This window comes from Frigidibacter sp. MR17.24 (assembly GCF_037095655.1).
Taxonomy (GTDB): Bacteria; Pseudomonadota; Alphaproteobacteria; order Rhodobacterales; family Rhodobacteraceae; genus Frigidibacter.
The window spans coordinates 442,913-466,675 of the sequence record NZ_JBAWKE010000002.1 but is presented as its reverse complement, the minus strand read 5'-3'; the positions used below and the strand labels follow the sequence as shown (position 1 = coordinate 466,675).

The following is a 23,763-nucleotide window of genomic DNA, read 5'->3' as shown; positions in this document are numbered from 1 at the left end:
AACGGCAAATCCGCCCCGGGCGCGCGCCCGGCAGTGGCGGCGGGACGGGCCGGCGCGGGATTGACACCGCGCCGCGTTCCGGCGGCTATGGCGGCGACAGGCGGAGGCGCGGATGCATCTTGGGGTGATCAGGACCGACGGCGCGGGCGCGGCGGATGCGGCGCTCGCGCGCCTGGCCGCGGGGCTTGCCGCGGACGGGGCGCGGGTCATCGGCGCGGTGCAGAGCCGCGACGGCGCGGGCAGCTGCGCCGACGAGATGAGGATCCGGATCCTGCCCGAGGGGCGGGAGCTGTGCATCTCGCAGGATCTCGGCCCCGGCGCCGATGGCTGCCGGCTGGACGCGGGTGCGCTCGAGGGCGCGGTCGCGGGGCTCGAGGCCGCCTTCGCGGCGGCGGGGGCGGACCTGTTGATCGTGAACCGCTTCGGCAAGCTCGAGGCCGAGCGCAGGGGGTTTGCCGCGCTCATCGCCCGCGCGCTCGAGGCCGGGGTGCCGGTGCTGTGCGGGCTGACGCCGAAGCTGGAGCCCGCCTTCGCGGACTTCGCCGCCGGGCTTGCCCGGGATCTGCCGCCCGATGCCGGCGCGCTGGCCGCGTGGTGGGCCGCCGCGCGCGCCGAGGCCGCCTGACGCCGCCTACGCTCCCAGCCCGGGCGCAGGCGACCCGCCCGCGGCATTTTAGCGCTGGCCCTTGGCGCCCTGATGGCTAGGGTGACGCGCGAATTTCTTTACCGCGCGCCGGGACCGCCCGCCGCCATCGAGGAGTAGGCCGATGCCCAGCTATCCCGACACCCAGCTTCTGATCGACGGCACCTGGGGACCTGCGAAAGGCGGACGCACGATCCCGGTGCTCGACCCCGCGACCGAAGAGCAGATCGGCACCGTCGCCTGGGCCGGGACCGAGGATCTCGACGCGGCGCTCGCCGCCGCCGATCGCGGCTTCAGGACCTGGGCCGCGGTCTCGGCCTTCGAGCGTTCGAAGATGATGCGCAAGGCCGCCGACCTGTTGCGCGCGCGCGCCGACGACATCGCGGTGATGATGACGCGCGAGCAGGGCAAGCCCGTCGCGCAGTCGAAGGTCGAGGTCATGGGCGCCGCCGACACGATCGACTGGTTCGCCGAAGAGGCGCGCCGCACCTATGGCCAGATCATCCCGGCCCGCGCGCCCGGCGTGACCCAGATGACGGTCAAGCTGCCGGTGGGCCCGGTCGCGGCCTTCACGCCGTGGAACTTCCCGATCAACCAGGTGGTGCGCAAGCTCTCGGCGGCGCTGGCCGCCGGCTGCTCGATCATCGTCAAGGCCCCGGAAGAGACCCCGGCCTCGCCGGCCGAGATGATCCGCTGCTTCGTCGACGCGGGCGTGCCCGCGGGGGTGATCGGCCTTGTCTACGGCGTGCCGGCCGAGATCTCGGAATATCTCATCAAGCATCCGGTGATCCGCAAGGTGACCTTCACCGGCTCGACCCCGGTCGGCAAGCTGCTGGCCTCGATGGCCGGGCAGCACATGAAGCGCGCGACGATGGAACTGGGCGGCCACGCCCCGGTGATCGTGACCGCGGATGCCGACATCGACGCGGCGATCGCCACCATGGCCACGCACAAGTTCCGCAACGCGGGCCAGGTCTGCGTCTCGCCCACCCGCTTCCTGATCGAGGATGCGGTCGCCGACCGCTTCATCGACGGCTTCACCGAGGCCGCGAAGGCGATCAAGGTCGGCCCGGGCATGGACGCGGACTCGATGATGGGGCCGCTGGCCAACGACCGCCGCATCCCGGCGCTGGAAGGGCTGATCAACGACGCCGTCGATCACGGCGCGCGCCTGACCACCGGCGGCAAGCGCATCGGCAACAAGGGCTGGTTCTTCGAGCCGACGGTGCTGGCCGACGTGCCGGTCAAGGCGAAGATCATGAACGACGAGCCCTTCGGCCCGGTCGCGGTCATCAACCGCTTCACCTCGCTCGACGAGGCGATCGCCGAGGCGAACCGTCTGCCCTTCGGCCTCGCGGCCTACGGCTGGACCGGCTCGGCCGAGGCCGCCGACCGCATGGCCTACGAGGTCGAGGCGGGGATGACCACGATCAACCACCTCGGCCTCGCGCTGCCCGAGGTGCCCTTCGGCGGCATCAAGGACTCGGGCTACGGCACCGAGGGCGGCTCGGAGGCGATCGAGGCCTATCTCGACACCCGCTTCGTCACCCGCGCCCGCTGAGCCGATGGCCGAGGAGCCGCGCTTTCTGCTGCGCCTGTACTTCGGCGCGGGCCGGCAGTTCGGGCCCGGCAAGGCGCGGCTTCTGGCGCTGATCGAGGCCGAGGGGTCGATCTCGGCGGCCGGGCGCGGCATGGGCATGAGCTACAAGCGCGCCTGGAGCCTGGTCGAGCAGATGAACGCCGACTTCGCCGAGCCGCTGGTCGACAGCACCCGCGGCGGGCCGCGGGGCGGGGGCGCGCGGCTGACCGGGACCGGGCGCGAGATCCTCGCCGCCTACGGCCGGCTCGAGGCGCAGGTCCGCAGCGCCGGCGGCGCCGAGATCGCGGCGATCGAGGCGCGGCTGAAACCCTAAGGCGGGCCGCGCGGGCCCGTCGCGTCGACAGCTGCGCCCGGGGGGCGGGGAAGAGTGACAGGCACCTTGCGCGACCGCCCCCCGCTGAAGGCGCTGACGGCCGAAGACGTGTTCTTCCCGGGGCTCGACACCGGCCTGCGCCTCGTGGGCGCGTTCGACGCCACGCCGCGGGCCATCCCGCCCCTCGACCTGGCCGTGCTCTCGGCGGCGTCGAGCGCGGCGCACCGGCTCGAGACCCGGCGCATCCTGCTGCGCTTCCTGCGCCACCGCCGCTTCGCGACGGGGCTGTGCTTCCCGACGCTGCTGGTCGCGGTCGACGACCTCGGGCTGGACCGGTCGCTGGTGACGATCGGCGGGCGCTACCTGTTCTCGGGCGCGGCGGGATTGCGGCTGCTGGCGCGGCTGGGGCGGGGCCCGGGCGCGGACGAGGACCAGCGGCTCGCGCGGCTGGCCGACGCGCTGGCCGAGCGGCGCGCGGACAACCCGTTGCGGCTGCCGCCCGCCAGTGACGCGGACCTGCGCCGCGACCTGGTGATCCCGACCCGCAACCTGTTCAACTTCTACCACTTCACGCGCGAGACCCTGCCGCAGCTCGCGCTCGTGGCGCGTCACGGCCTGACCGGCGACATCGTCATTCCCAGCCCCAGCCGCGAGGTGGCGGGCTTCGTCCGCGACCAGGTCGACAGCCTCTTCCCCGAGCTTGCGCCGCGCCTGCGCTTCGCCTTCGGGCCGTTCCGGGCCGAGGGGGCGCTGATGCCGCTCGACACCACGTGGCTCTATTATCTTGGCGAGCACGCGGGCTCGGCCGCGATCGACGGCATGGCGCGGCGCGGCTGGCTGTGGCCGCCGCGCCGGCTGGTCGAACGCGGCGTGCGCACGCTGCTGCAGAACGCGACCGAGGACACGCTGCCCGAGCTGCGCGCGCGGATGCTGGCGCGGCTGGCGCCGCCGCCGGCGCGGCGCCGCCGGATCTATGTTCGCCGCCGCCCGGGCCGGCGCGACCGCGCCGTGGTCGGCGAGGCGGACCTGATCGCGATGCTGGACGGTCTGGGCTTCGAGACGCTGTGCTTCGAGGATCACGACGTCACCGCGCAGGCGCAGATCGTGTCGGAGGCCGAGGTGCTGGTCGCGCCGCATGGCGCGGGGCTGACCAACATGCTGTTCGCGCGCGAGGGTTGCCTCGTGGTCGAGCTGTCGACGCTGCAGACCGCGCAGGCGCGGTTCGGCGATTTCAACGCGCTCGCGATGACCGCGGGCGTGCGCCACCTGCACGTCTTCGTCGACCACGACTGGCCCGACCCCGATCACGTGCCGCGGATCAGCACCGACGGCCATGTCGGCCAGCGGCTGGCACCGGGGCAGATCGCGCTCCTGCGCTCGGTCCTGACCGCGCATCTCGCGCCCGATGCCCATGCCGCGCTGCTGGCGGAGCTGTCGGCGCTGAACGCGGCGCAGGACTTCGACCGGCTTGGCCCCGCGCTGGCCGCGGCGCGCCCGCGGCTGCTGCACGAACCCGATGCCGAGGTCTGGGCGGCGAACTGCGCCACGGTCCGGCAGGACGGGGCGGCGGCGCTGTGCCACCTGCAGGCCGCGCTGCGGCTGGCGCCGGGGCGCGACCAGCTGGCCGACAGGGCGCTGCGGCTGGCCGCGCGCCGGGGCGATGCCGCCGCCTTCGCAGAGGTGGCAGGGCTGCATTTCCTGCACGCGCCCGCCAAGGCCGCGGCGCTGTTCGCCGCAAAGGGCTGGGACGCCGTGCCCTTCGGGGGCGCGGAGGACGACGGCGGCTAGGCCGGGTCAGCCGCCGTAGGCCAACAGCATCTGGCGCGACAGCAGAGCCAGCGCCTCGGCATGGATCTGGGGATTGGCGGCGGCGATGACCCGGCCGCCGTCCTGCGCCGGGCGCCCGGTCCAGTCGGTGACGATGCCGCCCGCCGCCTCGACCACCGCGATCGGCGCCTGCACGTCATAGGCCTGCAGCCCGGCCTCGATCACGAGGTCGATCTGGCCCGCGGCCAGCAGCGCGTAGGCATAGCAGTCCGACCCGTAGCGCGTCAGCCGCGCCTTCTTCGCCACCGCGGTGAACCCTGCCCGCTCCTCGGGGGTGCCGACCTCGGGATAGGTCGAGAACAGGATCGCCTCGGACAGCGGCCGCGCCGCACGGGTCGCCAGCGCGCGCTTGCCCATCGGGCCGGTCAGCTCGGCGATGCCGAGCCCGCCGACGAAGCGTTCGCCGATGTAGGGCTGGTCGATGATGCCGAAGACCGGCTTGCCGGTGGCATCGGCGACCGAGATCAGCACCCCCCATGTCGGCGTGCCCGAGAGATAGCCGCGGGTGCCATCGATCGGGTCCAGCACCCAGGTCAGCCCCGAGCGGCCCTCGCTGCGGCCGTGCTCCTCGCCCAGGATCGCGTCGTCGGGCCGCCTCTCGCGCAGGACCTCGCGCATCGCGGTCTCGGCGGCGCGGTCGGCGATGGTCACCGGGTCGAAGCGCTGCGTCTCCTTCGACTCGGCTCCCAGCGCCGGCGAGCGGAAATGCTTCAGCGTCTCGATCCGCGCGGCATCGGCGGCGGCATGCGCCGTCTCGATCAGCGCGCTGCGCAGCGGGTCCGACATCGGATCGGCGGCGGTGGTGTGGTTGGTCTGGCTCACTGCTGGCGCTCCCCCGCGGCTGTGCCCTAGCGGCCTAGCGCCCCCTGCGGCGCAGCGTCAAGCGGTCATCCCCCGGGGGTGGCCGCACCGGCGCCGAAACGCGACCGCCGCCGCATCGGAGATGCGGCGGCGGTGGCCGTTGCGGAGAGAGGCGTCGCGCTCAGGCGACGTCGGAGAGAACGCGCGCCAGCTCGAACAGGCGGCGGCGCTGGTTCTCGGGGATCGAATAGTAGGAGCGCACCAGCTGCAGCGCTTCCTTGTCCGACAGGATGTCCCCCTCGACCGTCTCGGGGATGTCGTTGGTCGACTCGAGCCCCTCGAAGAAGAAGGCGATAGGCACGCCCGTCACTTCGGCGATATCCCACAGCCGCGAGGCCGAGACGCGGTTCATCCCGGTCTCGTACTTCTGGATCTGCTGGAAGCGGATCCCGACCTTCTCGGCCAGCTGCTGCTGCGTCATGCCGATCATCCAACGGCGATGCCGGATACGCCTGCCGACATGCACGTCCACCGGATGCTTCATCTCGTCCTTCTCCGCCTAAAGTCGTGCGGGCCTCTCGCCCGGCACGGTACGCCCCCGTAGCCACCCGACTGGATACGCCCGGCGCAGCCGCACCGGGTCATCGGTTCCGCAACGTCATCGGATGAATTTCCGCGCAGTTCCGACCACTCGTTTGCACGCACATTGCCCATCGCGATAACACGAGCGAAATGAAATTCGCTAAAACGCCTTTCGGATGGGGGTTTTGCACAGCAGCCATTGCAATTTGCAATGGAGCTTGCTCGCGCAAGGCACCGTTAACCGTGCACAAGGGGATGTGCGGGGGCCGACGGGCGGGAAACCGATTCGGGGAGGACACCCTTTGCGGGCATTCAGGCTGGCCGGGGCCGGCGCGCAACCTCAGGTGCAGGAGATCGACCTGCCTGATCCGGGGCCGGGGGAAATCCGTGTCCGCATAGCGGCCTGCGGCCTGAACTTCGCCGACACGCTGATGATCCGCGGCAGTTATCAGGACATGCCGCCGCTGCCCGCGACGCTGGGGATGGAGCTTGCAGGCACGGTCGAGGCGCTGGGCCCCGGTGTCGACGGGCCCGCCGTCGGCACCCGTGTTGCAATTTGCGCAGGTCATGGCGGGCTGGCCGAGGCGGGCAATTTCCCGGCCGCCCTGGCCGTGCCGCTGCCCGAGGGCATGAGCTTCGAGACCGCGGCCGGGTTCCAGATCGCCTACGGCACCTCGCACCTCGCGCTGACGCGGGCCGCGCGGCTGGCGCCGGGCGAGACGCTGGTGGTGACCGGCGCCGCGGGCGGGGTGGGGCTGACGGCGGTCGAGATCGGCGCGCAGCTTGGCGCGCGGGTGATCGCGGTCGCGCGCGGTGCGGCGAAACTGGCGCTGGCCCGCGAGGCCGGGGCCGCCGAGACGATCGAGGCCGAGGGCACCGACCTTCGCGCCGCGGTCAAGGCGCTCGGCGGTGCCGACGTGGTCTACGAGACCGTGGGCGGCGACAGCTTCGAGAGCCTGCTGCGCGCGCTGCGCCCCGAGGGGCGGATGCTGGCGATCGGTTTCGCGGGCGGGCAGGTGCCGGCGGTGAAACCCAACCACCTGCTGGTCAAGAACATCAGCGTGATCGGCTTCTACTGGGGCGGCTATCGCGCCTTCGCGCCCGAGGTGCTGCGCGCCTCGATGGCCGAGCTGTTCGCCTGGCACGGCGCGGGCCGGCTGCGGCCGCATGTCGGCGCGGTTCTGCCCCTCGAGCGCGCGGCCGAGGGGCTCGAGATGCTGCGAAGCCGTCAGGCGACCGGCAAGATCGTGATCGCTACGGCCTGAGCGGGGGCGCGCGCGACGGCCCGGGCGCGGGCCCAAGGGCGGGCGCCCGAGCGCCGGCGTGCCGGCCAGGCGTCAGCTCGCCAGCGCGACGTCGATCGCGGCATCGGCCCCGCCCTGGCCGGCGGCATAGCCGGTGCGCACCAGTTCCTTCAGCCGCTCGACCGCGCGGCCCTGCAGTGCACCCGCGTCGTAAAGGCAGATCTTGGTCTCGCCGAGCGGCGGCAGCGCGTTGCCGCTCTCGATCGCCGCGCAGCCCGTCGGCATCGCGCCCTGCATCCGTACCGTGATCGCCAGGTCGGCGGCGGTCGTGGCCTCCATCACGTGCTCGGACTGGCCGGAGAAGGCCATCTCCCACGGGATGCCGGCATCGTCGAGCGCCTGCATCGCGCGGGGGCGGAACATGCAGGCCTCCTCGAAGGCCAGCCGCAGCGGACGGCGCTGCCAGGCGGTGCCCTCGACCGCGCCGATCCAGACCATCGTGCGGCGCGCCAGCACCTCGGCGCCTTCGCCCGGCAGCTCCTCGGTGGTCAGCATCAGGTCCAGCTCGCCGCGGGCGAACTGCTCCTTCATCCTGACCGTGAAGGACGACACCAGCGAGACCCGCACCCGCGGAAACTCCTGCGCCAGCCGCTTCAGCACCGCGGGCACCAGCGGGTAGACGATGTCATGCGGCACCCCCAGCCGGATCTCGCCCTCGAACCCGTCGCAGCTGAGCCGGCCCAGCACCTCGTCGTTCAGGGCCAGCATCCGGCGGGCATAGCCCAGAAGCTGCTCGCCCTCGGGCGTCAGCGACAGCCGCCGCTGGACCCGGTTGAACAGCTCGACCGCCAGGCTCTCCTCCAGCCGCTTGATCTGCATCGACACCGCCGATTGCGTGAGGTTCAGCAGTCCCGCGGCGCGCGTCACCCCGCCCAGCTCGGCCACGGTGGCGAAGCTGCGCAGGGCGGAGAGGTCGAGGTTACGCGGCATCATCAATCCCCGTGATGTTCGATCGAACGATCATTCATTTCCATAATGAAGCACGGGCGGGCATGTTCATCAACAGAAATGATCGAACGACCCTGATCCATCACGGAAAGGAGAATGTCATGTGGATGCTCGATCTTGCCCGCCGCCGTCCCGCCCCGCGTGCAGGCCTGTTTGTCGGCGTGATCCGGTCGCTTGGCCGGGCGCGCGCCCTGCGCCGGCAGCGCCGGGCGTTGGCCCGGCTCGACCGTCACCTTCTCGCCGACATCGGCCTCGGCGCCTCCGAGGCCCGGGCCGAGGCGACCCGCCGCGCCTGGGACGTGCCCCCGCACTGGCGGCAGTGATCACGGCCGTTCGCGGCGGCCGTCGCCGAAAGGTGAGCCGCCGCGGCGATTTTGCCGCGATTTCCCGTCGTTGAGTTCTTGAACGGAAAGCATCGGTTACCGATATTCCTTCTCGGGCGGGTATAGCCTTCGGGCAGACCCGCGACGGATTTACGCAACGGAGGCATCCAATGGCTGACTACAACACGATGCGCGCCGGCCGGCTTGGGGCCGGTACGCTGCGCATCGACGCAGGTCTCAAGGCGCACATGAACAAGGTCTACGGCACCATGTCCGTGGGCATGCTGATCACGGCCCTTGTCGCTTGGGCCGTCGGCACCAACGAGGCGATGCTGCAGGCGATCTTCGCCACGCCGCTGAAGTGGGTCGTGATGTTCGCGCCGCTGATCGTGGTCTTCGCCTTCTCGGCGATGATCAGCAAGATGTCGGCCGCCACCGCGCAGCTGGTGTTCTACGCCTATGCCGCGCTGATGGGCCTGTCGATCAGCTTCATCTTCGCCGCCTACACCGGCGTGTCGATCGCCCAGACCTTCCTCGTGACCGCGATCGCCTTCGCGGGCCTGTCGCTTTACGGCTACACCACCAAGCGTGACCTGTCGGGCTTCGGCACCTTCCTGGTGATGGGCCTGATCGGCCTGATCGTGGCCTCGGTCGTGAACATCTTCCTCGCCTCGTCGGCGGTCGCCTTCGCGATCTCGGTGATCGGCGTGCTGCTGTTCGCGGGCCTGACCGCCTTCGACACGCAGAACATCAAGGTCACCTACCTGCAGCACGCGCAGTACGGCGACAGCGAGTGGCTGGGCAAGGCCGCCATCATGGGCGCGCTGCAGCTGTACCTCGACTTCCTGAACATGTTCATGTTCCTGCTGCAGTTCCTCGGGAACCGCGAATAACGCCCCGCCCGGGACGTGTCGGATACCAAAGCCGCCAAGCCTTCGGTTTGGCGGCTTTTTCGTGCCTGACCGCAGGCCCTTCGGGTGATCCGGAGGCGCGCGGGGCAGGGGTGCGGGAATCGACGCGCGGGGCAGGGCGGGCCGGGGCCGGCAGCAGTCCGCGCCGCGCCTTTCCGAGACTTTTCATGGGCTTGGTCGTTTCGGTGCCAGATCGCGCCGCCAAGCGGATTCAGGGTTGTTTCCTCGTGGCTTAGGGTGATACACCCGCCAGCGGAGACGTGGCCGAGTGGTCGAAGGCACACCCCTGCTAAGGGTGCAGGCGGGAAACCGTCTCGAGGGTTCGAATCCCTTCGTCTCCGCCATCTACCCTTGATATTGTTGGATAAAACCGCGTTCAGCGGGCCCCACCCGCCATTGCGCCCGCCATCCTGTTTGCGCTTGGGGGCGATGCGATGCGACAGGTGCAGCATTGCCAATGACCGTGCGCAGCCGGCTCGCCACGCACAAGGAATAGGCTGGCTGGCTCGGCTACTCGTTCAGCCAGTGGCCGATGCCGAAGGCCAAACAGAGCAGCGCGACCGCAAGCATCACCACCCTGGCAGCAATCGCCGGCCGAGGCGGGCGCGGGGCCTCCTCGTCAATCTCGTCCTCGTCTTCGGGTGGTCGGGCGCTGGTCATGGTGTCAGCGTGAGCCGCGCCCGATCGAAAGGGAAGCCCCGTCGGTGCTGGTCAGAAAACTGTCTTGGTTTCGCCCGCGTGAAAATCTGAGGACCCGCGCCGGTCCCGGGAGCCAAGCTATCGGCTCTGACATACCCCCCCCGGTCGGCACGAATGAGGCCTCCCCCGCAATCGAGCGCGGAGGAGGCCTTCTTGGGGAGGGTTGCGCCCGCAAGCCGAGGCGAAGGAGGGCCGAGTCGGGCGCTCAATCACGGTAGCCAAACTGCGTGGCGCGGGTAGACCTTCCGAACTGAAAGGTCTGTGTTCCGCTTGCCGGAGGGCAGTTGCGGACACCTCAGCAGAAAATTAGCCCGCACAGTTCGCACTGGGCGGGCCAGTTGGTCAAATGATGGGCGCGAGACGAACGTGAGCCATGGCCTCGGCCCAGAGCGCGGGGCACTGCCGCTCATCCGGCAAGCCGCCGTATCCGAAACCGGTCATCGCCACCATCTTCGCGATGACGTCCTGCGGCGTCTTTGCTGGCAAATCCCCGATCCGGTCTTCGATCTCCAACAGCCGATCCGCATAGGCCGCGTTCTCCTCGTCGGTGCGGCTCGCGTCGTCAGCGCCGATCCAGAGCGCGTACCATGCGCGGAACTCGGTCTGGATGGGGGTGTCCGTGCTGTGGAGGCCCTTAGCACTCAGAGGGAGCGGGGATGCCGCCAGCGCGCCAGCGGCGAGAAGCTGTCGCCGGTTCATGCCGCACCTCCCTGCCAGTGCTTGTGTGCGATGCGCAGGGACACGCGAAGGTGACGGACCAGATGCATCAGCGCCATGCGGTCGATGTCGCCCGCTTCGATGATGTCGGCCGAGAGCGTCAATGCGTCAAGCAACTCACCATGCTCTTTCTCGGTCAGGAGGCCGCGCATCCGATGGCGCTGGGCCTTGTGGCTGGTGCCGGGCAAGCCGGGGGCGGCTGTCGGAACGTTGTTCGGCATCGGGTCTTCCTCTCTGTTGGTCGGCGGTGGTGGTCGGTCAGGCGGCCGGGCGTTGGGCAGCGTGAAGCTCGGCGCGTAGGGCGTCGAGGTGCAGCCAGTCAGAGCCGCGAAGGCTATCCTTGCACTCGAACGACAGCAGTTCGCGCTGGATGGCTTCAATGGCGCGAGGGGCGCGCCGCTGGGCAAACTCGGCGGCTACCGCAGCCTTCACAGCCATCTCTTCCTTCGCTTGCCACCAAGCCATCTTGAGCGCACGGCTCAGAAGCTGAGTCAGCGTCTCACGGGTGCGGCCGAGAAAGCGCCGGACGATGACCCAGGCGGCTTTCATGATGGCGGCGCGGTCGTAGGTCATGTTGTTGCCCCAGTCCTGACGTGCTAATAGCATATTTATGGGGCTGATAGCATATGCTGTCAACACCTAAATTATGCTGACAGCACATCTTTGGAGCGACTGATGACCCCTGAACAGTTCAAAATGGCTAAAGCGGCTCTCGGCCTAAGCAACCCGGATCTGGCCGAGATACTGGGGCTGCATCGAAACACCCTGAACAAGCTCGACAAGGGCGAAGGGAAGGACTCGACCATTCAGCATGTGCGCCTCGCTCTCGAAGCCAAGGGCATCCAGTTCCTCGAGGCCGACCAGGTGGCGGCGGGGCCGGGCGTGGCGCTAAGGCCGGCTGGGGAATGACGCTGGCTTTCTACCTCGGCGCGGCCTTGGCCGAGATTGCGGGATGCTTCGCATTCTGGGCGTGGCTCCGGCTCGATCGGTCGCCGCTATGGCTTGTGCCGGGGGTGGCGTCCTTAGCGCTGTTCGCGTTCTTGCTGACCCGCGTGGATGCCGAGGCAGCCGGCCGCGCCTATGCCGCCTACGGCGGGGTCTACATCGCCACGTCCATCGGATGGCTCTGGCTGGCGGAAGGCGTGCGGCCTGACAGGTGGGATGTCATCGGCGGCGCTGTATGCCTCGTGGGTGCGGCCATAGTCCTCTTCGGGCCGAGGTCGTGAAGACAGGGCAGCGTTCCCCTGTCCTGTCACCCCATGAGCGCCCAGCCTGCGCCCCCTCGATGTTAGGGTAATCTTAGGGTCCAACCCGGCAGCCGATGCCAGTCATCGCGCGGGCGCGTATCTCTGAACGATTTCGGCGCTGGGCCTCTGCCACCCCACCCGCGCGCACGCCCGCGCCCATGGGTGGCGAAATGCGGCAGCGGCCCCAAGCGCGGTGACAGCCCATCCCGCCACGCGTGCGTATCGGACGGCGATCCGGCAGTTCCGCATCCGTTCGCCCCGCCATTAACCAATCGTTCGCGGAACGTCTCGCGACCGCAGTGACGGCGGGCCTTGGCAGCACCCCATCCCGTTGCGCGCGCGTATCGTGCTTCGATCTGACAACAGCCCTGCCACCTCACCCCCTGCGCGCGCGTTCGATCCGGGGTGTATCCGGCAGATCAGCATGGAACCTCAGGCCCCGCCCGCATCCGGTGCGGAAGAATGCGGCAGGGACAGCCCATCGCCCTGACAGCCCACCCCGTCATGCGCGCGTATTGGCCCACGATCCGGCGGCCGGGCTATGTGCCCCGAGGCCTCTCGCGCCCATCCAGGCGGCTTTGATTGCCGGGCGCTGGGCCTGTCACCCCATGCGGTTTGATTTCCGTTGATTGTTTTTCAAGCGCGCGTCGGGCGAAGGCTGCGCCGTCACGGACGCGCCATAGATGACCAGCCGGGCGCGAAGCAGCGTGGCTTGGGCCTGATCCGAAAGCAGCCGGTATGACTGCGCGGTCGCGGCCAATTCCTCTCTTCGGGCGCGAACCTCGGCAATGAGGTGCGTTAGGCTTTCAGGCCTTGCGGGCGGGGGCATGACTGTCTCCGCTGACTAGGTTTCGTTGACTCCGTGTGGGCCAAGAGGCCCGATTTCATCGATCGACGCCCGAATAATACCCCATCCCGAGCGCGGTTCCGCGCCATGTCAACTTTTCCATACCGCTTCCCGGCAGACCTGTCCCTGACGCCCTGTGGCACCTCATGCCGAGGCGCTGGGCGGCCCTGTCAGGTTTTCTGAGGTTCGTCCCGGCAGGCCTCTGCCTTCGCGGCTCTCCATCGCGCCCAGCGCCGCAGCGCAGCCTCGCGCAGCCGCTGGCGGCCTTCCGGCGTCCGCGCCCCGGTGCTCTTGCCGCCATGGAACTTGCAGCGGCGCTTGCCGGGCTCTGACTTTGCACGGCAGGGCGTGCCCTTTCGGGTCTTCGCCCCGCATCGCACCCGGCGCTTGGCGGCTTGGGCATCCACGCGGGCCTGCGCTCTCGCGACTCGTTCCATGAACTTGGCTTCGGCCTGCCGGTCGAGTTCGGCCATGCGCTCGGCGAAGGACGGATAGGATGGCACGCGCAGCGGCGCGGGCTTCTCGGGAAGGTCCAACACCTCCTCCATGCGGCGCACCGCCCAAGCGTAGGGGTCCACCCGGTCCTTGGTCTCCCAATAGCTGACAGCATGGCGGCCGATGCCCACCCGCTTGCCGAGCTCGGTCTGCGACAGTCCGGCGGCCTTGCGGATGGCGGCGAGTTCGGCCCCGGTCATGCCTTCGCCCTCGCGCGCTTGGCCCGCTTCCGGCACCCGGTCGAGCAATAGACGGCATCGGCCCTGCGCCACATCGGCACCGGGTCGCCGCAGTGCAGGCAGAGCCATTCGCCCCATCGGGCATTCTGAAGGATGCGCTTCGCGCGCGCGTTTCGGTGCCGGATGTTGCCGCAGAAGAAGTGGTAGACGTGAACGCCGCGCGGCCAGTTGTCGCTGGGCTCGACGCCGCCGGGGTCAGGACCGGGCATGGGTGTATCCTTTCCAGATCTGGGCGCCACAGCCGGGCCAAGGTGCTGGTGAAAAACGGGCGCGGGATTGTAACGGGGTCATGGCTTTCCCCTCATTCTGCGCCGCCAGTTGCCCACCGTCTGAGGGCTGCATCCGACCCGACGCGCCATCTCCCGATCCGACAGGCCCGGAGAGGCCCGCAGGAGCGCCGCCAGAGCCTCGAAACGATCCGGGGCACCCTTGCCCTGCCCAGAGGCCACAGGGGCCGCCAGCGCCTCGAAATCGGCCCGCAGCGCGGCCAGCGCCACGCGGTCGCATTCCACGTCCCGCGCGCAGTCCTCATTCGCGAGGTGAGACAGCCAGTCGAGCCGTGCCCTGACGCCCTCAACGGTCGGGGTCGGTAGCGTGTCCAGCAGGTGCCGCAGGAGGCCGCGCCAGGCGTCGGAGGGATGCTCTGGGGTGTAGTCCGGGCAGAAGGCGATCCGGGCGTCCGTGAGGGCTTCGTGGGCCTGATAGGCCGCCCACGCCTCGGGAACGGTCGCCGGGGCGCTGACAGCCCCGCCCAGCGCCGACAGCATGGCCGGCGTCGGCTGCCGGCCCCGATAGTCCCGATAGCCCCACATAGTGCCAGGCTCGGCCAAGGGGGCCAGCGCCTCGCGCACGGCGCGCTCATGGTCCGTCTCGGCAAACACCGCGTCTTCGCTGCCATAGATCTTCAGCAGATCCCGGCACCGGGCCAGCCTTGCCGCCTCGCGCTTGGCACGCTGTCGAGCCTGCTTTGCCTTCCAGCCGGGTTCCTTCGCTTCCATCCAGTCATCGAAGCCCGCGAAGATGTTGGGCGCTTGCGCGGTCGGCTTGCTGTCCAAGGTGGACAGGGCGGCTTGCAGCGTCATCCCGGCGCGGGCGGCGATGCCCTCGGCCTTGGTCTTCGCGGCGAGGCGTTCACCGGCCGTCTTGCCGCCGTCCATGAGGGCGCGGACCTTCCTTAGCTTGTCGGTGTCCAAGGTGGACATGCGGGCGCTCATGCGGTGCCTCGTGTTTCGGTGATGGGGAAGCCGGGCGTGGCGGCCGTGAAGGCGAGCCGGGCGAGCGCGAGCATCCGGGCCACCTCGTGCGCCTCGGCCCGATCGGTCGAGCCTGCGGATTGCAGGGCGTAAGTGGCGCGCTCCTCGGGATCGAGGCCGGCCGCCAGCCATGTGACGCCGCCGGGCACCCGGTCAGCGCGATAGCGGGGGAAGGCCTCTGCCTCGGCCTCGGACAGCGGGACGGCCACGGGCTTGCCGCCAGAGCGCAGCACCAGGGCGAAGGCCCGGCGCAGGGCGGCGATGGCGACAGGATGGGTCACGGCCACCGTGCCGCCGCCGTGGAAGTCATAGCAGCTGCTCGCGAGGATGCCGGCGACGGTATCGGCCTTGCGCTTCATGGCGCGGCGCTGAGCACGGGTCTTCATCATCGCGCGTCCCCTTCTTCCCAGCGGCCCGAGAGCGCGTTGAAGTGCTGGCCGGTCGAGCCGTGGCGCTCCCAGTCAGAGAGCCTGCGCCACTCGTCCAAGCTGACGACGCGGCCCGTCCAGGTGCGCGGTCGGTCGCCCTGCGCAGTGCCATAGGGGAAGGGCTCAGCATCCTGCCGCGAATGCGCGGGGGCGCTGGGCGGGCGCGGATCGGGTTGGGCGGTGAATTCGGAAGGCGATTTCTCTACCCGACACCCCGACAAAACCGGACAGAAGGGGCTTTTGTCGGGTTCTGGCCGGGCGTCGGGTAGCCGATTGCGCCCACCATCAACCCCACCAGCGCGCCGATGAATTTGGCTAGCTGCTGCTGCTGCACCCGCTGCACTTGCTGCACGGGGCCTGTTTGCAGCGGATGCAGCGGGTGCAGCGACGGGTGGAGTGTCGTTCAGGATTTCGGCCAGGGCCGCATCAAGGTCAAACAGCATCGCTCAGCCTCACGATCCGATAAGCTTCCTTGCGGGCAGCACCGCGCACCACCTCACCCTCGGGCAGCAGCACCAGCCATCCGCCCTTTGTCAGCGCCGACAGCGGGCCGGAGAGCTTCGCTCGTTCGCGAAGGGCGTTGGGGCCGTAGGTGACGATTTCGCGCGGGGTAACATCGTCATGCTGCCAGCTTTCCAGCAGCCACCTGCGCAAGGTTTCGGCCTTCGCGGTGTCCTCTGACACAAGCCCAGCCTCAGCCAGCCGCCTGGCTTCCTTGAGGTAGAAGCTTGCTAGGGCAATACCCTGCTTCATCGTCTCGGCCGTCACCTCAGGCGCGTCCAAATCCGACCAGAGGGTCAGCACGCCCGCGATACGCACTGCTTGCTCGGCGCTCTTGCTGGCATACGACCGGACATGCTCCATCGCCTGCCGCTGGCCCTGCGCCGTCTCCACGGCCTCGTAGAAGCGCCACAGCAGATCCCGCGCCCCACCAGAGAGCGGAAGGCGTGGCGGGGCCAGTTCCTGCGGATGCTCGCCGGTCGGCATCGGGGTTTCGAGGATGCCGGAGAGCCGGGCCGTGAAGGCGGAAACCGCTATGTCGCTGGCCGGGTCGTGTCCCCGGCGCAAGCGGGTGCCGATGGCGCTGGGCGGTTCGCAGATCAGGAAGCGCGCCAGGAAGCCCTGTCCCGAGGCCTGAGGGTCGGCCATCAGGGGCCGCGCCGCGATCGGTTGGGCCATAAGGTGCATGGCAAGCCGCCGACCGGGGAAGTTGCTGACGCCATCGCCCGAGCGGGTGCGGTTCACCGTGTCGCCGTTCCAGAGCTGCGACAGCCCCGCAATTGTCTTCAGCTTGTTGTCGCTGTTCATGGCGTGCCCGCCGATGAAGCCGCCGGCCTCGTCGGAGAATAGGCCCAGCGCCGGGCGGCCTGACTGATAGAGTTTCAGCAGCCCCTCGAAGGTCGGTTCCTGCGCGGTGACATTCGGCAGAATCGGGGGGCGAGGCTCAGGGCCGAGGGCGCGCAGATCCGCCTCGGCCGAGGTGGCCTTCATCTTGTCCGAGGCAGCGGCTTCAGCCATTAGGCGCTTGCGCTTCCCGGTCCAGATTTCGCGGGCCACCTCGAAGTCAGCGAAGGCCTCGCGATAGTCGGCGGCCTGGGCGGCCTCGAAGCTGCGCACCCCGCGCATCAGCAGCCGGTCGCAGCTCGATTTGCGTTCGCCACTCTCGGCAATGGTCAGGCAGAACAGCGAGCAGGGCACGTTGCTGCCCCCCAGTGCCTCCACGTCGCCAAAGCCCTGCACGGCCAGAGATGCCACGGACAGCGCCGATTGCGCGGCGATGCCCACCGGGGCCTGCGTGATGTCCTGCACGGCCTCCACGGCCGCCCTGAGCGGGCCGAGAGCGGCGACGGGATATGGCTCACCCGCCGGGATTTCGCGCAGAAGCGGTTGCGGGCCTTCGGAGCGGAAGGGGATCGGTTCGGGCGCATTCATGTGGCGGCCCCTTTCAGTGCAAGAACATCGGCCCAGTCGCGCCCCTGGGGCGCGGGGAGTAGGGAAACCTGCCAGCCGAGGGCATCGGCGCGCATGGCGAGAGCATCGCCTGCCGCCTTGCCCGCGCCGCTGTCGTCGCTGTCCGTGGCGATGGTCAGCCGCCCCGGCCTGCTCGGCAGGGTGAGATTGCGCATTCCGGAGGTGGAGAGCGCCGCCCAGACGGTCGCAGGGGCGCGCAGGAGGCCCGAAAGCAGGGCAAGGCCCGTCTCGATGCCCTCGCACACCACCAAGGGCCCGGCGTCCTCGGAGAGCCGCACAGCGCCGCCGCTGACGCTGCCCAGCATCGCCTTCGCGGGCTCGACCTCGGCCTTGCCGCCGCCATCGGCGCGCAAGTAAGTGCGATGCGCCGCGAAGCGCTCGGCCCCTTCCACCACCGCCACCAGCGCCGGGAAGCGCTTGGCGCTCGGGTGCCAGCAGTCGCGGTGGAAGCGCAGCACATCCGGCAGGGGCGCTGTGATGCCCCGGCCGCGCAGGTAGGTTTCGCCCAGGCTGCCACAGATCGGGCCGGCTTCCTTCCAGACGGCCGAGGCTTGCAGCGCCTTGCGCATGGCTTCCGCCTTCTCGGCCTCGATGCGCCGGGCCACCTCTGCCGGGTCCAGACCGGGGCCGCTGCCCGAGCCTTCCACCAGCCCGAGGCCGCGCAGGGCGTCCAGAACTTCGCGGAAGTCGCAGCCGGTCTTGCAGTGCAGCAGCAGCTTGCCGTTGGCGGCGTCGGCCAGCGTCAGGCTGGGGCTGCGGTCGCCATGGGCCGGGCAGCGGGCGAGGCCGTAGCGGCGATACCACTTGCCGCCCAGCGCCGCCGTGAGAGTCTTGGCATCGGTCATGCCTGCATCTCCGCCCTCAGGTTCTCGACCATCGCCGTGAACGTGGCGGTGTGCGCCTTGTCGCTGACGGTCTCGAAGCTCAGCTCGGAACAGCGCCAGTCGCAGGACACCCAGAGCGTCAGCCAGACCGCGCGTTCGTCCAGCATCGCCGCCTTGGTCATCACACAGCGCGGCCATTCGGGGCGAAGGTCGAGCATCGCGACGTGATGGCCTCGCCCGTGCGGCCAGACGAAGCCGATCAGATCCTCGCCATCCGGCTCGAAGCCATCAGCGGAGAGCAGCAGGAGGCTGCCGGCGCTGGGCAGCTTTGCCGGGGCAAGCCAGCTCAGCGCGGCGGCGATGCCCCCCAAATCCGTCACGGTGTCGGAATTGAGGGCGTGGCGGTGGAGCTTCATGTATCGCTGGGCGGTGCGCTCGCCCAGGCCGGTCTCGGACAGCCAAGCGGCCCAGTTGCCGTGCCCCACCTGAGCCTTGGCTGCCGCCAGCTTTTCGCCTGCGGCCAGCGCGGCCTTTGCCGCCTGCTTGTGGTGCCCCTCGATGTCGCGGTGAAGCATGGCAATCTCGGCGGCCATCCCCGCCAGCGCGTTGTGGCCAATCATTCGCTGCCCTCCCCATAGGCGAGGGCGGAGAGGCAGGCGGCGGTGGCCGGGTGCAGCCCGTGAAGGCGGCAGAGCCGGGCAATGCGGAGGGCCATCATTCGGCAGCCCCCGGCGTGCCGAGATGCTTGGCGCTGGGCGGGAAGCGCAGGGCCGCGCGGTCACAGCCGGGCCGCAGCTTGTATTGCGCCGCGTTCTCCCGGCCGGTGTAGGTGGTGTCGATCGGCCAGCCGTATTTCGACTTCAGGCGGTGGACGATGGCGGCGAGCCGGTGCCCGTCCACTTCCGCGATTTCGTCGTTGTGGCCGATGGTGCGCCCGGTGAGCAGGGCGCGGCAGGCCCACGCAATCTGCGTCGGGCTGCTGAAGGTCAAATCGTGTGCCATGTGAACCTCTGGCGTTGAACGCCAGGGCGCGAGGGGCTACCTTTCACAGTGTTCAGCCGCGAAATCTGGTAGCCGTCACCGCCGCCCCGATCGTTCGGGTGGCGGTGATTAGGCGGCGTCCATCTTGGACGCTTCCCACGCTTCGATCTGCGACAGCTTCCAGCGGGTGCAGCCGGGCGTCAGCGTGACGGGTTTCGGGAAATCGGGGCGGGTCTTGGTCCAGCGCCACGGGGTGCCGCGATGCACGGAAAACCGGGCGGCGAGCTGGATGTCGGACAGGTAAACTTCGGCCATTCGGAGCCCTCCATCTGGGGGGAGCGACGGGCCGCTAAGTGTAGCGCATCCCATCACTCAATTGCGATGGAATGCAACGTGAGGCACAATATTTAGTGCTTCAAACGCAGCCTAATTTAATTGGGGCCATCAATTCGCCGCTTCGGGCCGCGCTTGTTGAGCTCAGGGCGCTTCCTGGCCGCTTCTTGGTATGCAACCTCAAATGATATCTGCTTTTCATGCGCCGCAAGTTGGCGCCGCAAGTCCGACTTCCTGACCGTTGGGTCGAGGTCAAACGCAGCGACAATTTGGTCTGCAAGATGCTCTGGCGGCCTCGGGGGCGAAGATGAATCTGCGGATAGTTCTGCAAAGAAGTCGCGCGCGTGCTGCTCAGGAAGCAGAACCGGGCAGTACAAGAAGGGGCCGTAGTAAAGCTTTTTGTCTTCGTTGTTCGACACGTGCCCCGAGTCATCCATCCAGGATGCGCTTCCCACTGTCCCAGTCCATATGTGAACGTGAGCCCCTTCCATTTCGTAATCGACGGACTCCATCAGCGAAGCCCCCGCATCCACCACCCTGCCTGAAGCGCACAACACCCCTATCCTCGGCGCGGCGTGGATGCAGTGCCAGACGGCAAAGCGCGCTTCGATCTCTGCCTCGAAGGCAGTCCGCATGCATTCGTCACGATAGGCGTTCAGCTTGTCCTCTGATGCATCGCGCCCCGGATGCGGAGGCGGCTGCCGCGACTTGTCTCTGAAATGGTCAAACACGATCCGCGTAAAATCGGCCAAAGGGACCCAGCCCTTAACGAATAGCACTATCCGATCCTCACTACCTTACCGCCGGTCGCTTTCGCGCCGGTCAGGTGCCCCACCCAAGCCGTCATCATCTTCCTGCGCTTCTCCACCATGTCGCCGCGCCGATAGGCCGCTTCCACCGCGTTCCCGACCCGGTGCGCCAAGGCCACCTCAGCCATCTCGCCCGGATAGGTCGTGCGCTCGGCCACCCAGTCCCGGAAGGTCGAGCGCAGCCCGTGCGGCACCGCCGGGCGCTTGTTCACCCTGTCCGTGAAGCCGGGGCCATCGGCGGCGATGTCGGCCTCGTGCAGCCGCTTCATGGCGGCGCTCAGGGTCATGTCTGAAAGCTCGCCACCTCGCGGGGCCGGGAACACCAGCGGATTGTCCTTGAAGCGCGGCAGGGCTTCCAGCATCGCCACCGCCTCGGGCGACAGCGGCACCCGGTGCTCACGCTCCATCTTCATTCGCACCGCCGGGATGACCCACAGCGCCGCGTCCAGATCAATTTCATCCCAGCGCGCGCCACGCACCTCCTGCGAACGGGTGGCGGTCAGGGCCGCGAACTCAAGAGCCCGGTTGCCCATGCCCTGCCGGAGGCGCAGCGCGGCCAGCCAGCGGGGCGCATCATCGATCTGCAAGGCGGGATGGTTGTCCACTTTCGCCACCCGAGACGGGGCGGGCAGAAGCTCCTTCAGGTTCCCGGCCCAGCGCGCGGGGTTATCGCCCGAGCGGTGCCCGGCGACCGTCGCCCAGGACAGCACCGCCTCGATGCGGCCCCGCAGGCGTGAGGCTGTTTCGGTCTTGCTCTGCCAGATCGGTTCGACCACCCGCAGCACGTCCTGCACGGTGATGTCCTGCACCAGCATCCGGCCCAGAACCGGCAGGGCGTAGTTGTCCAGCGTGTTCTGCCATTGCTGGCGGTGCTTGGCGTTCTTGAAGGCGTCCAGCTTCGCGGCGAGGTATTTGTCCACGGCATCCGCGAAGGTCAGGCCCCGGCTCTGGGCAGCGGCGAGCTGGGCGCGCGCAGCCTTGCGTTCCTCGATCGGATCTATGCCCCGCCGGATCTGGTCCTTGGTTTCGCGTGCCCGGTCGCGAGCCATGGCCAGCGTCACATCGGGATAGCCACCCAGACCGATTTCCCGGCGCTTGCCCCCGACGCTGACGCGCAGCAGCCAGGTGCGGCCATCCTTCGGCGTCACCTGCATCAGCAGGCCCGAGACGCCGCCGACCGCGAACGTGGCATTCGCACCGATGCCGGGATGCTTCAGCCGCTTCACGTCGAGCGCGGAAAGCTCCTTGGCCACTTTCGGCATTTCCCCTCCGGCATTATACCCGCCAAAGGAAGATGCGCTGGGGTGCGACAGATTGCAATGGATGGCGGGTGCGGAATGCCAACTATTCCGCGCATCTTCCTGACAGGTAAGGCCGATATGCGACGGGTTGCGAAAGGTCGCATCCTAACTCAGGCGGGCTTCGTCTCCGCCACTTTCCCCGTTCAGATGCCCCCCGGCAGATTTCCCCGGACAGACCCGTGACGCGAGCCGGTCGCGGGGCCGCCTTGCGGGCCCTAGCGCGCGATCAGCGTGTCGATCACCGCGCGCGCCTCGGGGCCGTCCCAGGCCGCGTCGCCGGTCAGCCGCGCCACCTCGCGGCCCTCGCGGTCGAGAAGCAGCGAGACCGGCAGGCCCAGGACCCCCACCTCGCGCGCGAAGGCCTGCTTGGGGTCGCGCAGCTTCGGCAGTTGCTCGATGCCCTCTTCGGCGAAGAAGCGGTCGATCGCGGGGACGGGGTTGCGCCCCGTGGCCACCGTCAGCACCGCGAAATCCTCGCCGCCAAGCTCGGCCTGCAGCCGGTCGAGCGAGGGCATCTCCTTGCGGCAGGGCGCGCACCAGGTGGCCCAGAAGTTCACCAGCACCACCTTGCCGCGCCAGTCCGCCAGCGGGTGCTCGCTCTCGTCGGTGCCGTAAAGCGTCGCGTCGAGCGCGGCACCGGTCCCGGTCGTCACCAGCTTGCGCATGTCCCCCTGCAGCAGCGGCGCCAGATCGGCGGACGGATCGGCGGCGAAGGCCTGCGCGGCGCCCCAGAGGCTGGCGCCAAGGGCGAGGCCCGTGTAGAGGACGACGGAACGGATGCGGGCCATGGAGCCTCCCGAAGGGACAAGGAATGACCGACAAGACCTCGAACCAGATGTGGGGCGGGCGCTTCGCCGCCGGACCGGACGCGATCATGGAGGCGATCAACGCCTCGATCGGCTTCGACCGACGGCTCTACGCCCAGGACATCCGGGGCAGCCGGGCCCATGCCGCGATGCTCGCCGCACAAGGCATCCTGACCGATAAAGACGCGGAAGCCATCCGGGAAGGCCTTCTCACGGTCTTGTCAGAGATCGAGGCCGGTGACTTCCCGTTCCGGACCGAGCTGGAAGACATCCACATGAACGTGGAGGCGCGGCTGAAGGAGATCATCGGCGAACCCGCGGGCCGGCTGCACACCGCACGGTCGCGGAACGACCAGGTCGCCGTCGACTTCCGCCTGTGGGTCCGCGACCAGTGCGACCAGGCGACCGAGGCGCTGACCGCGCTGATCCGGGCGCTGCTGAAACAGGCCGAGGCCGGCGCCGACTGGGTGATGCCCGGCTTCACCCACCTGCAGACCGCGCAGCCGGTGACCTGGGGCCATCACATGATGGCCTATGTCGAGATGTTCGGCCGCGACATGTCGCGCTTTGCCGACGCCCGGGCGCGGATGAACGAAAGCCCGCTAGGCGCCGCGGCGCTGGCCGGCACCGGCTTCGACATCGATCGCCACATGACCGCGGCCGAACTCGGCTTCGACCGGCCGATGGCCAACAGCCTCGACGCGGTGTCGGATCGCGATTTCGCGCTGGAATACATGGCCGCGGCCTCGATCTGCGCGATGCACCTGTCGCGCTTCGCCGAAGAGCTGGTGATCTGGTCCTCGGCCCAGTTCCGCTTCGTGGCGCTCAGCGACCGGTTCTCGACCGGCTCGTCGATCATGCCGCAGAAGAAGAACCCCGACGCGGCCGAGCTGATCCGCGCCAAGATCGGGCGGATCCTCGGCTCGACCATGGCGCTGTTCACGATCATGAAGGGGCTGCCGCTCGCCTATTCCAAGGACATGCAGGAAGACAAGGAACAGGTCTTCGATGCCGCCGACAGCCTGATGCTGTCGCTTGCGGCGATGACCGGGATGGTGGCGGACATGACCGCGCGCACCGAGGTGCTGGAAAAGGCGGCGGCGAGCGGCTTTTCGACCGCGACCGACCTCGCGGACTGGCTGGTGCGCGAGGCGGGGCTGCCGTTCCGCGATGCCCACCACGTCACCGGCACGCTGGTCGCGCTGGCCGAGAAGAAGGGCTGCGACTTGCCGGACCTGTCGATGACCGAGATGACGGGCGTCCACCCGGCGATCAACCAGTCGGTCTATTCGGTGCTGGGCGTGCACAATTCGGTCGCCAGCCGGATGAGCTTCGGCGGCACCGCCCCGGCCCAGGTGCGCGCGCAGATCGCGGCCTGGACGGACCGGCTGGCGTGAGCGGGCGCGCGGCCGGGATGGTGGTGGTGCTGGCGGCGCTTGCCGCCTGCGCCGGGCCGCCGCGGCCGCAGGCCAATGTCCATGTCACGCCCGCGGGCGTGCGGGTGAATCCCTCGGTCTCGGGCAGCCTTGCCGGCATCGGCATCCGCGTCAGCCCATGACCG

The 23,763-nt window shown here is 69.2% G+C and carries 30 protein-coding genes and 1 tRNA gene; 12 read left to right on the top strand and 19 right to left on the bottom strand.

Annotated elements, in window-relative coordinates:
• Nucleotides 1–112: 112 nt before the first annotated feature.
• The 4 genes from V8J39_RS09555 (at nucleotide 113) to V8J39_RS09540 (ending at nucleotide 4,344) form a co-directional block, all read left to right on the top strand.
• Nucleotides 113–625: a DUF2478 domain-containing protein gene (locus tag V8J39_RS09555; protein WP_336460656.1), complete on the top strand. Its 513-nt coding sequence runs from the start codon at nucleotides 113–115 to the stop codon at nucleotides 623–625.
• 142 nt (nucleotides 626–767) lie between these two features.
• Nucleotides 768–2,204 carry an NAD-dependent succinate-semialdehyde dehydrogenase gene (locus tag V8J39_RS09550; protein ID WP_336460655.1) on the top strand — a complete coding sequence of 479 codons (1,437 nt, stop codon included), beginning with the start codon at nucleotides 768–770 and terminating at the stop codon, nucleotides 2,202–2,204.
• A gap of 4 nt (nucleotides 2,205–2,208) precedes the next feature.
• Nucleotides 2,209–2,556 (top strand): winged helix-turn-helix domain-containing protein, encoded by a 348-nt coding sequence (locus V8J39_RS09545; RefSeq protein ID WP_336460654.1) that lies wholly within the window; start codon nucleotides 2,209–2,211, stop codon nucleotides 2,554–2,556.
• Nucleotides 2,557–2,622: 66 nt separating this feature from the next.
• Nucleotides 2,623–4,344 carry a glycosyltransferase family 61 protein gene (locus V8J39_RS09540; protein WP_336460653.1) on the top strand — a complete coding sequence of 574 codons (1,722 nt, stop codon included), beginning with the start codon at nucleotides 2,623–2,625 and terminating at the stop codon, nucleotides 4,342–4,344.
• 6 nt (nucleotides 4,345–4,350) lie between these two features.
• On the opposite strand, the gene hisN is transcribed toward V8J39_RS09540, so the two are convergent.
• Both hisN and V8J39_RS09530 read right to left on the bottom strand, forming a co-directional pair.
• On the bottom strand, nucleotides 4,351–5,169 hold the full coding sequence (gene hisN / locus V8J39_RS09535; RefSeq protein WP_336461191.1) for a histidinol-phosphatase: 819 nt from the start codon (nucleotides 5,167–5,169) through the stop codon (nucleotides 4,351–4,353).
• Between the two features lie 196 nt (nucleotides 5,170–5,365).
• A complete protein-coding gene (locus V8J39_RS09530) occupies nucleotides 5,366–5,728 on the bottom strand; it encodes a helix-turn-helix domain-containing protein (RefSeq protein ID WP_336460652.1) in 363 nt (120 codons plus the stop codon).
• Between the two features lie 340 nt (nucleotides 5,729–6,068).
• Between V8J39_RS09530 and V8J39_RS09525 the strand changes: the two genes are divergently transcribed.
• Nucleotides 6,069–7,031 carry an NADPH:quinone oxidoreductase family protein gene (locus tag V8J39_RS09525; RefSeq protein ID WP_336460651.1) on the top strand — a complete coding sequence of 321 codons (963 nt, stop codon included), beginning with the start codon at nucleotides 6,069–6,071 and terminating at the stop codon, nucleotides 7,029–7,031.
• A 72-nt stretch (nucleotides 7,032–7,103) separates the two neighbouring features.
• Here the strand turns inward: V8J39_RS09525 and V8J39_RS09520 are convergent, their stop codons facing one another.
• Complete coding sequence (locus tag V8J39_RS09520; RefSeq protein WP_336460650.1) at nucleotides 7,104–8,000, bottom strand: LysR family transcriptional regulator; 897 nt, start codon at nucleotides 7,998–8,000, stop codon at nucleotides 7,104–7,106.
• A 14-nt stretch (nucleotides 8,001–8,014) separates the two neighbouring features.
• Here V8J39_RS09520 and V8J39_RS09515 point away from each other — a divergent pair, with 14 nt between their 5' ends.
• From V8J39_RS09515 to V8J39_RS09505, 3 genes are all read left to right on the top strand, one after another.
• The gene (locus tag V8J39_RS09515) at nucleotides 8,015–8,341 is read left to right on the top strand and encodes a DUF1127 domain-containing protein (RefSeq protein ID WP_336460649.1); all 327 of its coding nucleotides are present in this window, start codon (nucleotides 8,015–8,017) and stop codon (nucleotides 8,339–8,341) included.
• Nucleotides 8,342–8,511: 170 nt separating this feature from the next.
• Nucleotides 8,512–9,234, top strand: coding sequence for a Bax inhibitor-1/YccA family protein (locus tag V8J39_RS09510; RefSeq protein ID WP_336460648.1), 723 nt, complete (start codon nucleotides 8,512–8,514; stop codon nucleotides 9,232–9,234).
• A 272-nt stretch (nucleotides 9,235–9,506) separates the two neighbouring features.
• Nucleotides 9,507–9,596: transfer RNA gene (locus V8J39_RS09505), tRNA-Ser, on the top strand.
• Between the two features lie 697 nt (nucleotides 9,597–10,293).
• Here V8J39_RS09505 and V8J39_RS09500 read toward each other — a convergent pair.
• The 3 genes from V8J39_RS09500 to V8J39_RS09490 are packed head-to-tail and all read right to left on the bottom strand — an operon-like array spanning nucleotide 10,294 to nucleotide 11,241.
• Entirely contained in the window at nucleotides 10,294–10,650 is a 357-nt protein-coding gene (locus V8J39_RS09500; protein WP_336460647.1) for a hypothetical protein, read from the bottom strand.
• The gene (locus V8J39_RS09495) at nucleotides 10,647–10,889 is read right to left on the bottom strand and encodes a hypothetical protein (protein ID WP_336460646.1); all 243 of its coding nucleotides are present in this window, start codon (nucleotides 10,887–10,889) and stop codon (nucleotides 10,647–10,649) included. Before V8J39_RS09495 ends, V8J39_RS09500 begins: the two co-directional genes overlap by 4 nt.
• Nucleotides 10,890–10,926: 37 nt before the next feature.
• Nucleotides 10,927–11,241, bottom strand: a complete 315-nt coding sequence (locus V8J39_RS09490; RefSeq protein WP_336460645.1) for a hypothetical protein — start codon at nucleotides 11,239–11,241, stop codon at nucleotides 10,927–10,929.
• Between the two features lie 102 nt (nucleotides 11,242–11,343).
• On the opposite strand from V8J39_RS09490, the gene V8J39_RS09485 reads away from it, so the two are divergent.
• Entirely contained in the window at nucleotides 11,344–11,577 is a 234-nt protein-coding gene (locus tag V8J39_RS09485) for a hypothetical protein (protein ID WP_336460644.1), read from the top strand.
• On the top strand, nucleotides 11,574–11,894 hold the full coding sequence (locus V8J39_RS09480) for a YnfA family protein (RefSeq protein ID WP_336460643.1): 321 nt from the start codon (nucleotides 11,574–11,576) through the stop codon (nucleotides 11,892–11,894). Before V8J39_RS09485 ends, V8J39_RS09480 begins: the two co-directional genes overlap by 4 nt.
• Nucleotides 11,895–12,516: 622 nt before the next feature.
• Here the strand turns inward: V8J39_RS09480 and V8J39_RS09475 are convergent.
• The 13 genes from V8J39_RS09475 to V8J39_RS09415 form a co-directional block, all read right to left on the bottom strand.
• Nucleotides 12,517–12,675, bottom strand: a complete 159-nt coding sequence (locus tag V8J39_RS09475) for a hypothetical protein (RefSeq protein WP_336460642.1) — start codon at nucleotides 12,673–12,675, stop codon at nucleotides 12,517–12,519.
• Nucleotides 12,676–12,932: 257 nt separating this feature from the next.
• The gene (locus tag V8J39_RS09470) at nucleotides 12,933–13,457 is read right to left on the bottom strand and encodes a helix-turn-helix transcriptional regulator (protein WP_336460641.1); all 525 of its coding nucleotides are present in this window, start codon (nucleotides 13,455–13,457) and stop codon (nucleotides 12,933–12,935) included.
• Nucleotides 13,454–13,705, bottom strand: a complete 252-nt coding sequence (locus V8J39_RS09465; protein WP_336460640.1) for a hypothetical protein — start codon at nucleotides 13,703–13,705, stop codon at nucleotides 13,454–13,456. The genes V8J39_RS09470 and V8J39_RS09465 overlap by 4 nt, the downstream gene beginning before the upstream one ends.
• A gap of 78 nt (nucleotides 13,706–13,783) precedes the next feature.
• Nucleotides 13,784–14,710 (bottom strand): helix-turn-helix domain-containing protein, encoded by a 927-nt coding sequence (locus V8J39_RS09460; RefSeq protein WP_336460639.1) that lies wholly within the window; start codon nucleotides 14,708–14,710, stop codon nucleotides 13,784–13,786.
• Nucleotides 14,707–15,138 carry a hypothetical protein gene (locus tag V8J39_RS09455; RefSeq protein ID WP_336460638.1) on the bottom strand — a complete coding sequence of 144 codons (432 nt, stop codon included), beginning with the start codon at nucleotides 15,136–15,138 and terminating at the stop codon, nucleotides 14,707–14,709. Before V8J39_RS09455 ends, V8J39_RS09460 begins: the two co-directional genes overlap by 4 nt.
• 471 nt (nucleotides 15,139–15,609) lie before the next feature.
• Entirely contained in the window at nucleotides 15,610–17,109 is a 1,500-nt protein-coding gene (locus V8J39_RS09450; protein WP_336460637.1) for a YfjI family protein, read from the bottom strand.
• On the bottom strand, nucleotides 17,106–17,993 hold the full coding sequence (locus V8J39_RS09445) for a DUF7146 domain-containing protein (RefSeq protein WP_336460636.1): 888 nt from the start codon (nucleotides 17,991–17,993) through the stop codon (nucleotides 17,106–17,108). Before V8J39_RS09445 ends, V8J39_RS09450 begins: the two co-directional genes overlap by 4 nt.
• On the bottom strand, nucleotides 17,990–18,592 hold the full coding sequence (locus V8J39_RS09440; RefSeq protein ID WP_336460635.1) for a DUF3102 domain-containing protein: 603 nt from the start codon (nucleotides 18,590–18,592) through the stop codon (nucleotides 17,990–17,992). Before V8J39_RS09440 ends, V8J39_RS09445 begins: the two co-directional genes overlap by 4 nt.
• 94 nt (nucleotides 18,593–18,686) lie before the next feature.
• Nucleotides 18,687–18,974, bottom strand: coding sequence for a hypothetical protein (locus V8J39_RS09435; RefSeq protein WP_336460634.1), 288 nt, complete (start codon nucleotides 18,972–18,974; stop codon nucleotides 18,687–18,689).
• 108 nt (nucleotides 18,975–19,082) lie between these two features.
• The gene (locus V8J39_RS09430; RefSeq protein WP_336460633.1) at nucleotides 19,083–19,268 is read right to left on the bottom strand and encodes a helix-turn-helix transcriptional regulator; all 186 of its coding nucleotides are present in this window, start codon (nucleotides 19,266–19,268) and stop codon (nucleotides 19,083–19,085) included.
• A 116-nt stretch (nucleotides 19,269–19,384) separates the two neighbouring features.
• The gene (locus V8J39_RS09425) at nucleotides 19,385–20,065 is read right to left on the bottom strand and encodes a hypothetical protein (protein ID WP_336460632.1); all 681 of its coding nucleotides are present in this window, start codon (nucleotides 20,063–20,065) and stop codon (nucleotides 19,385–19,387) included.
• Nucleotides 20,065–21,357 (bottom strand): tyrosine-type recombinase/integrase, encoded by a 1,293-nt coding sequence (locus V8J39_RS09420; protein ID WP_336460631.1) that lies wholly within the window; start codon nucleotides 21,355–21,357, stop codon nucleotides 20,065–20,067. Before V8J39_RS09420 ends, V8J39_RS09425 begins: the two co-directional genes overlap by 1 nt.
• A gap of 254 nt (nucleotides 21,358–21,611) precedes the next feature.
• Complete coding sequence (locus V8J39_RS09415; protein ID WP_336460630.1) at nucleotides 21,612–22,184, bottom strand: TlpA disulfide reductase family protein; 573 nt, start codon at nucleotides 22,182–22,184, stop codon at nucleotides 21,612–21,614.
• Between the two features lie 23 nt (nucleotides 22,185–22,207).
• Here V8J39_RS09415 and argH point away from each other — a divergent pair, with 23 nt between their 5' ends.
• Nucleotides 22,208–23,599 (top strand): argininosuccinate lyase, encoded by a 1,392-nt coding sequence (argH, locus tag V8J39_RS09410; RefSeq protein WP_336460629.1) that lies wholly within the window; start codon nucleotides 22,208–22,210, stop codon nucleotides 23,597–23,599.
• The gene (locus V8J39_RS09405) at nucleotides 23,596–23,760 is read left to right on the top strand and encodes a hypothetical protein (protein ID WP_336460628.1); all 165 of its coding nucleotides are present in this window, start codon (nucleotides 23,596–23,598) and stop codon (nucleotides 23,758–23,760) included. Before argH ends, V8J39_RS09405 begins: the two co-directional genes overlap by 4 nt.
• Nucleotides 23,761–23,763 lie beyond the last annotated feature (3 nt).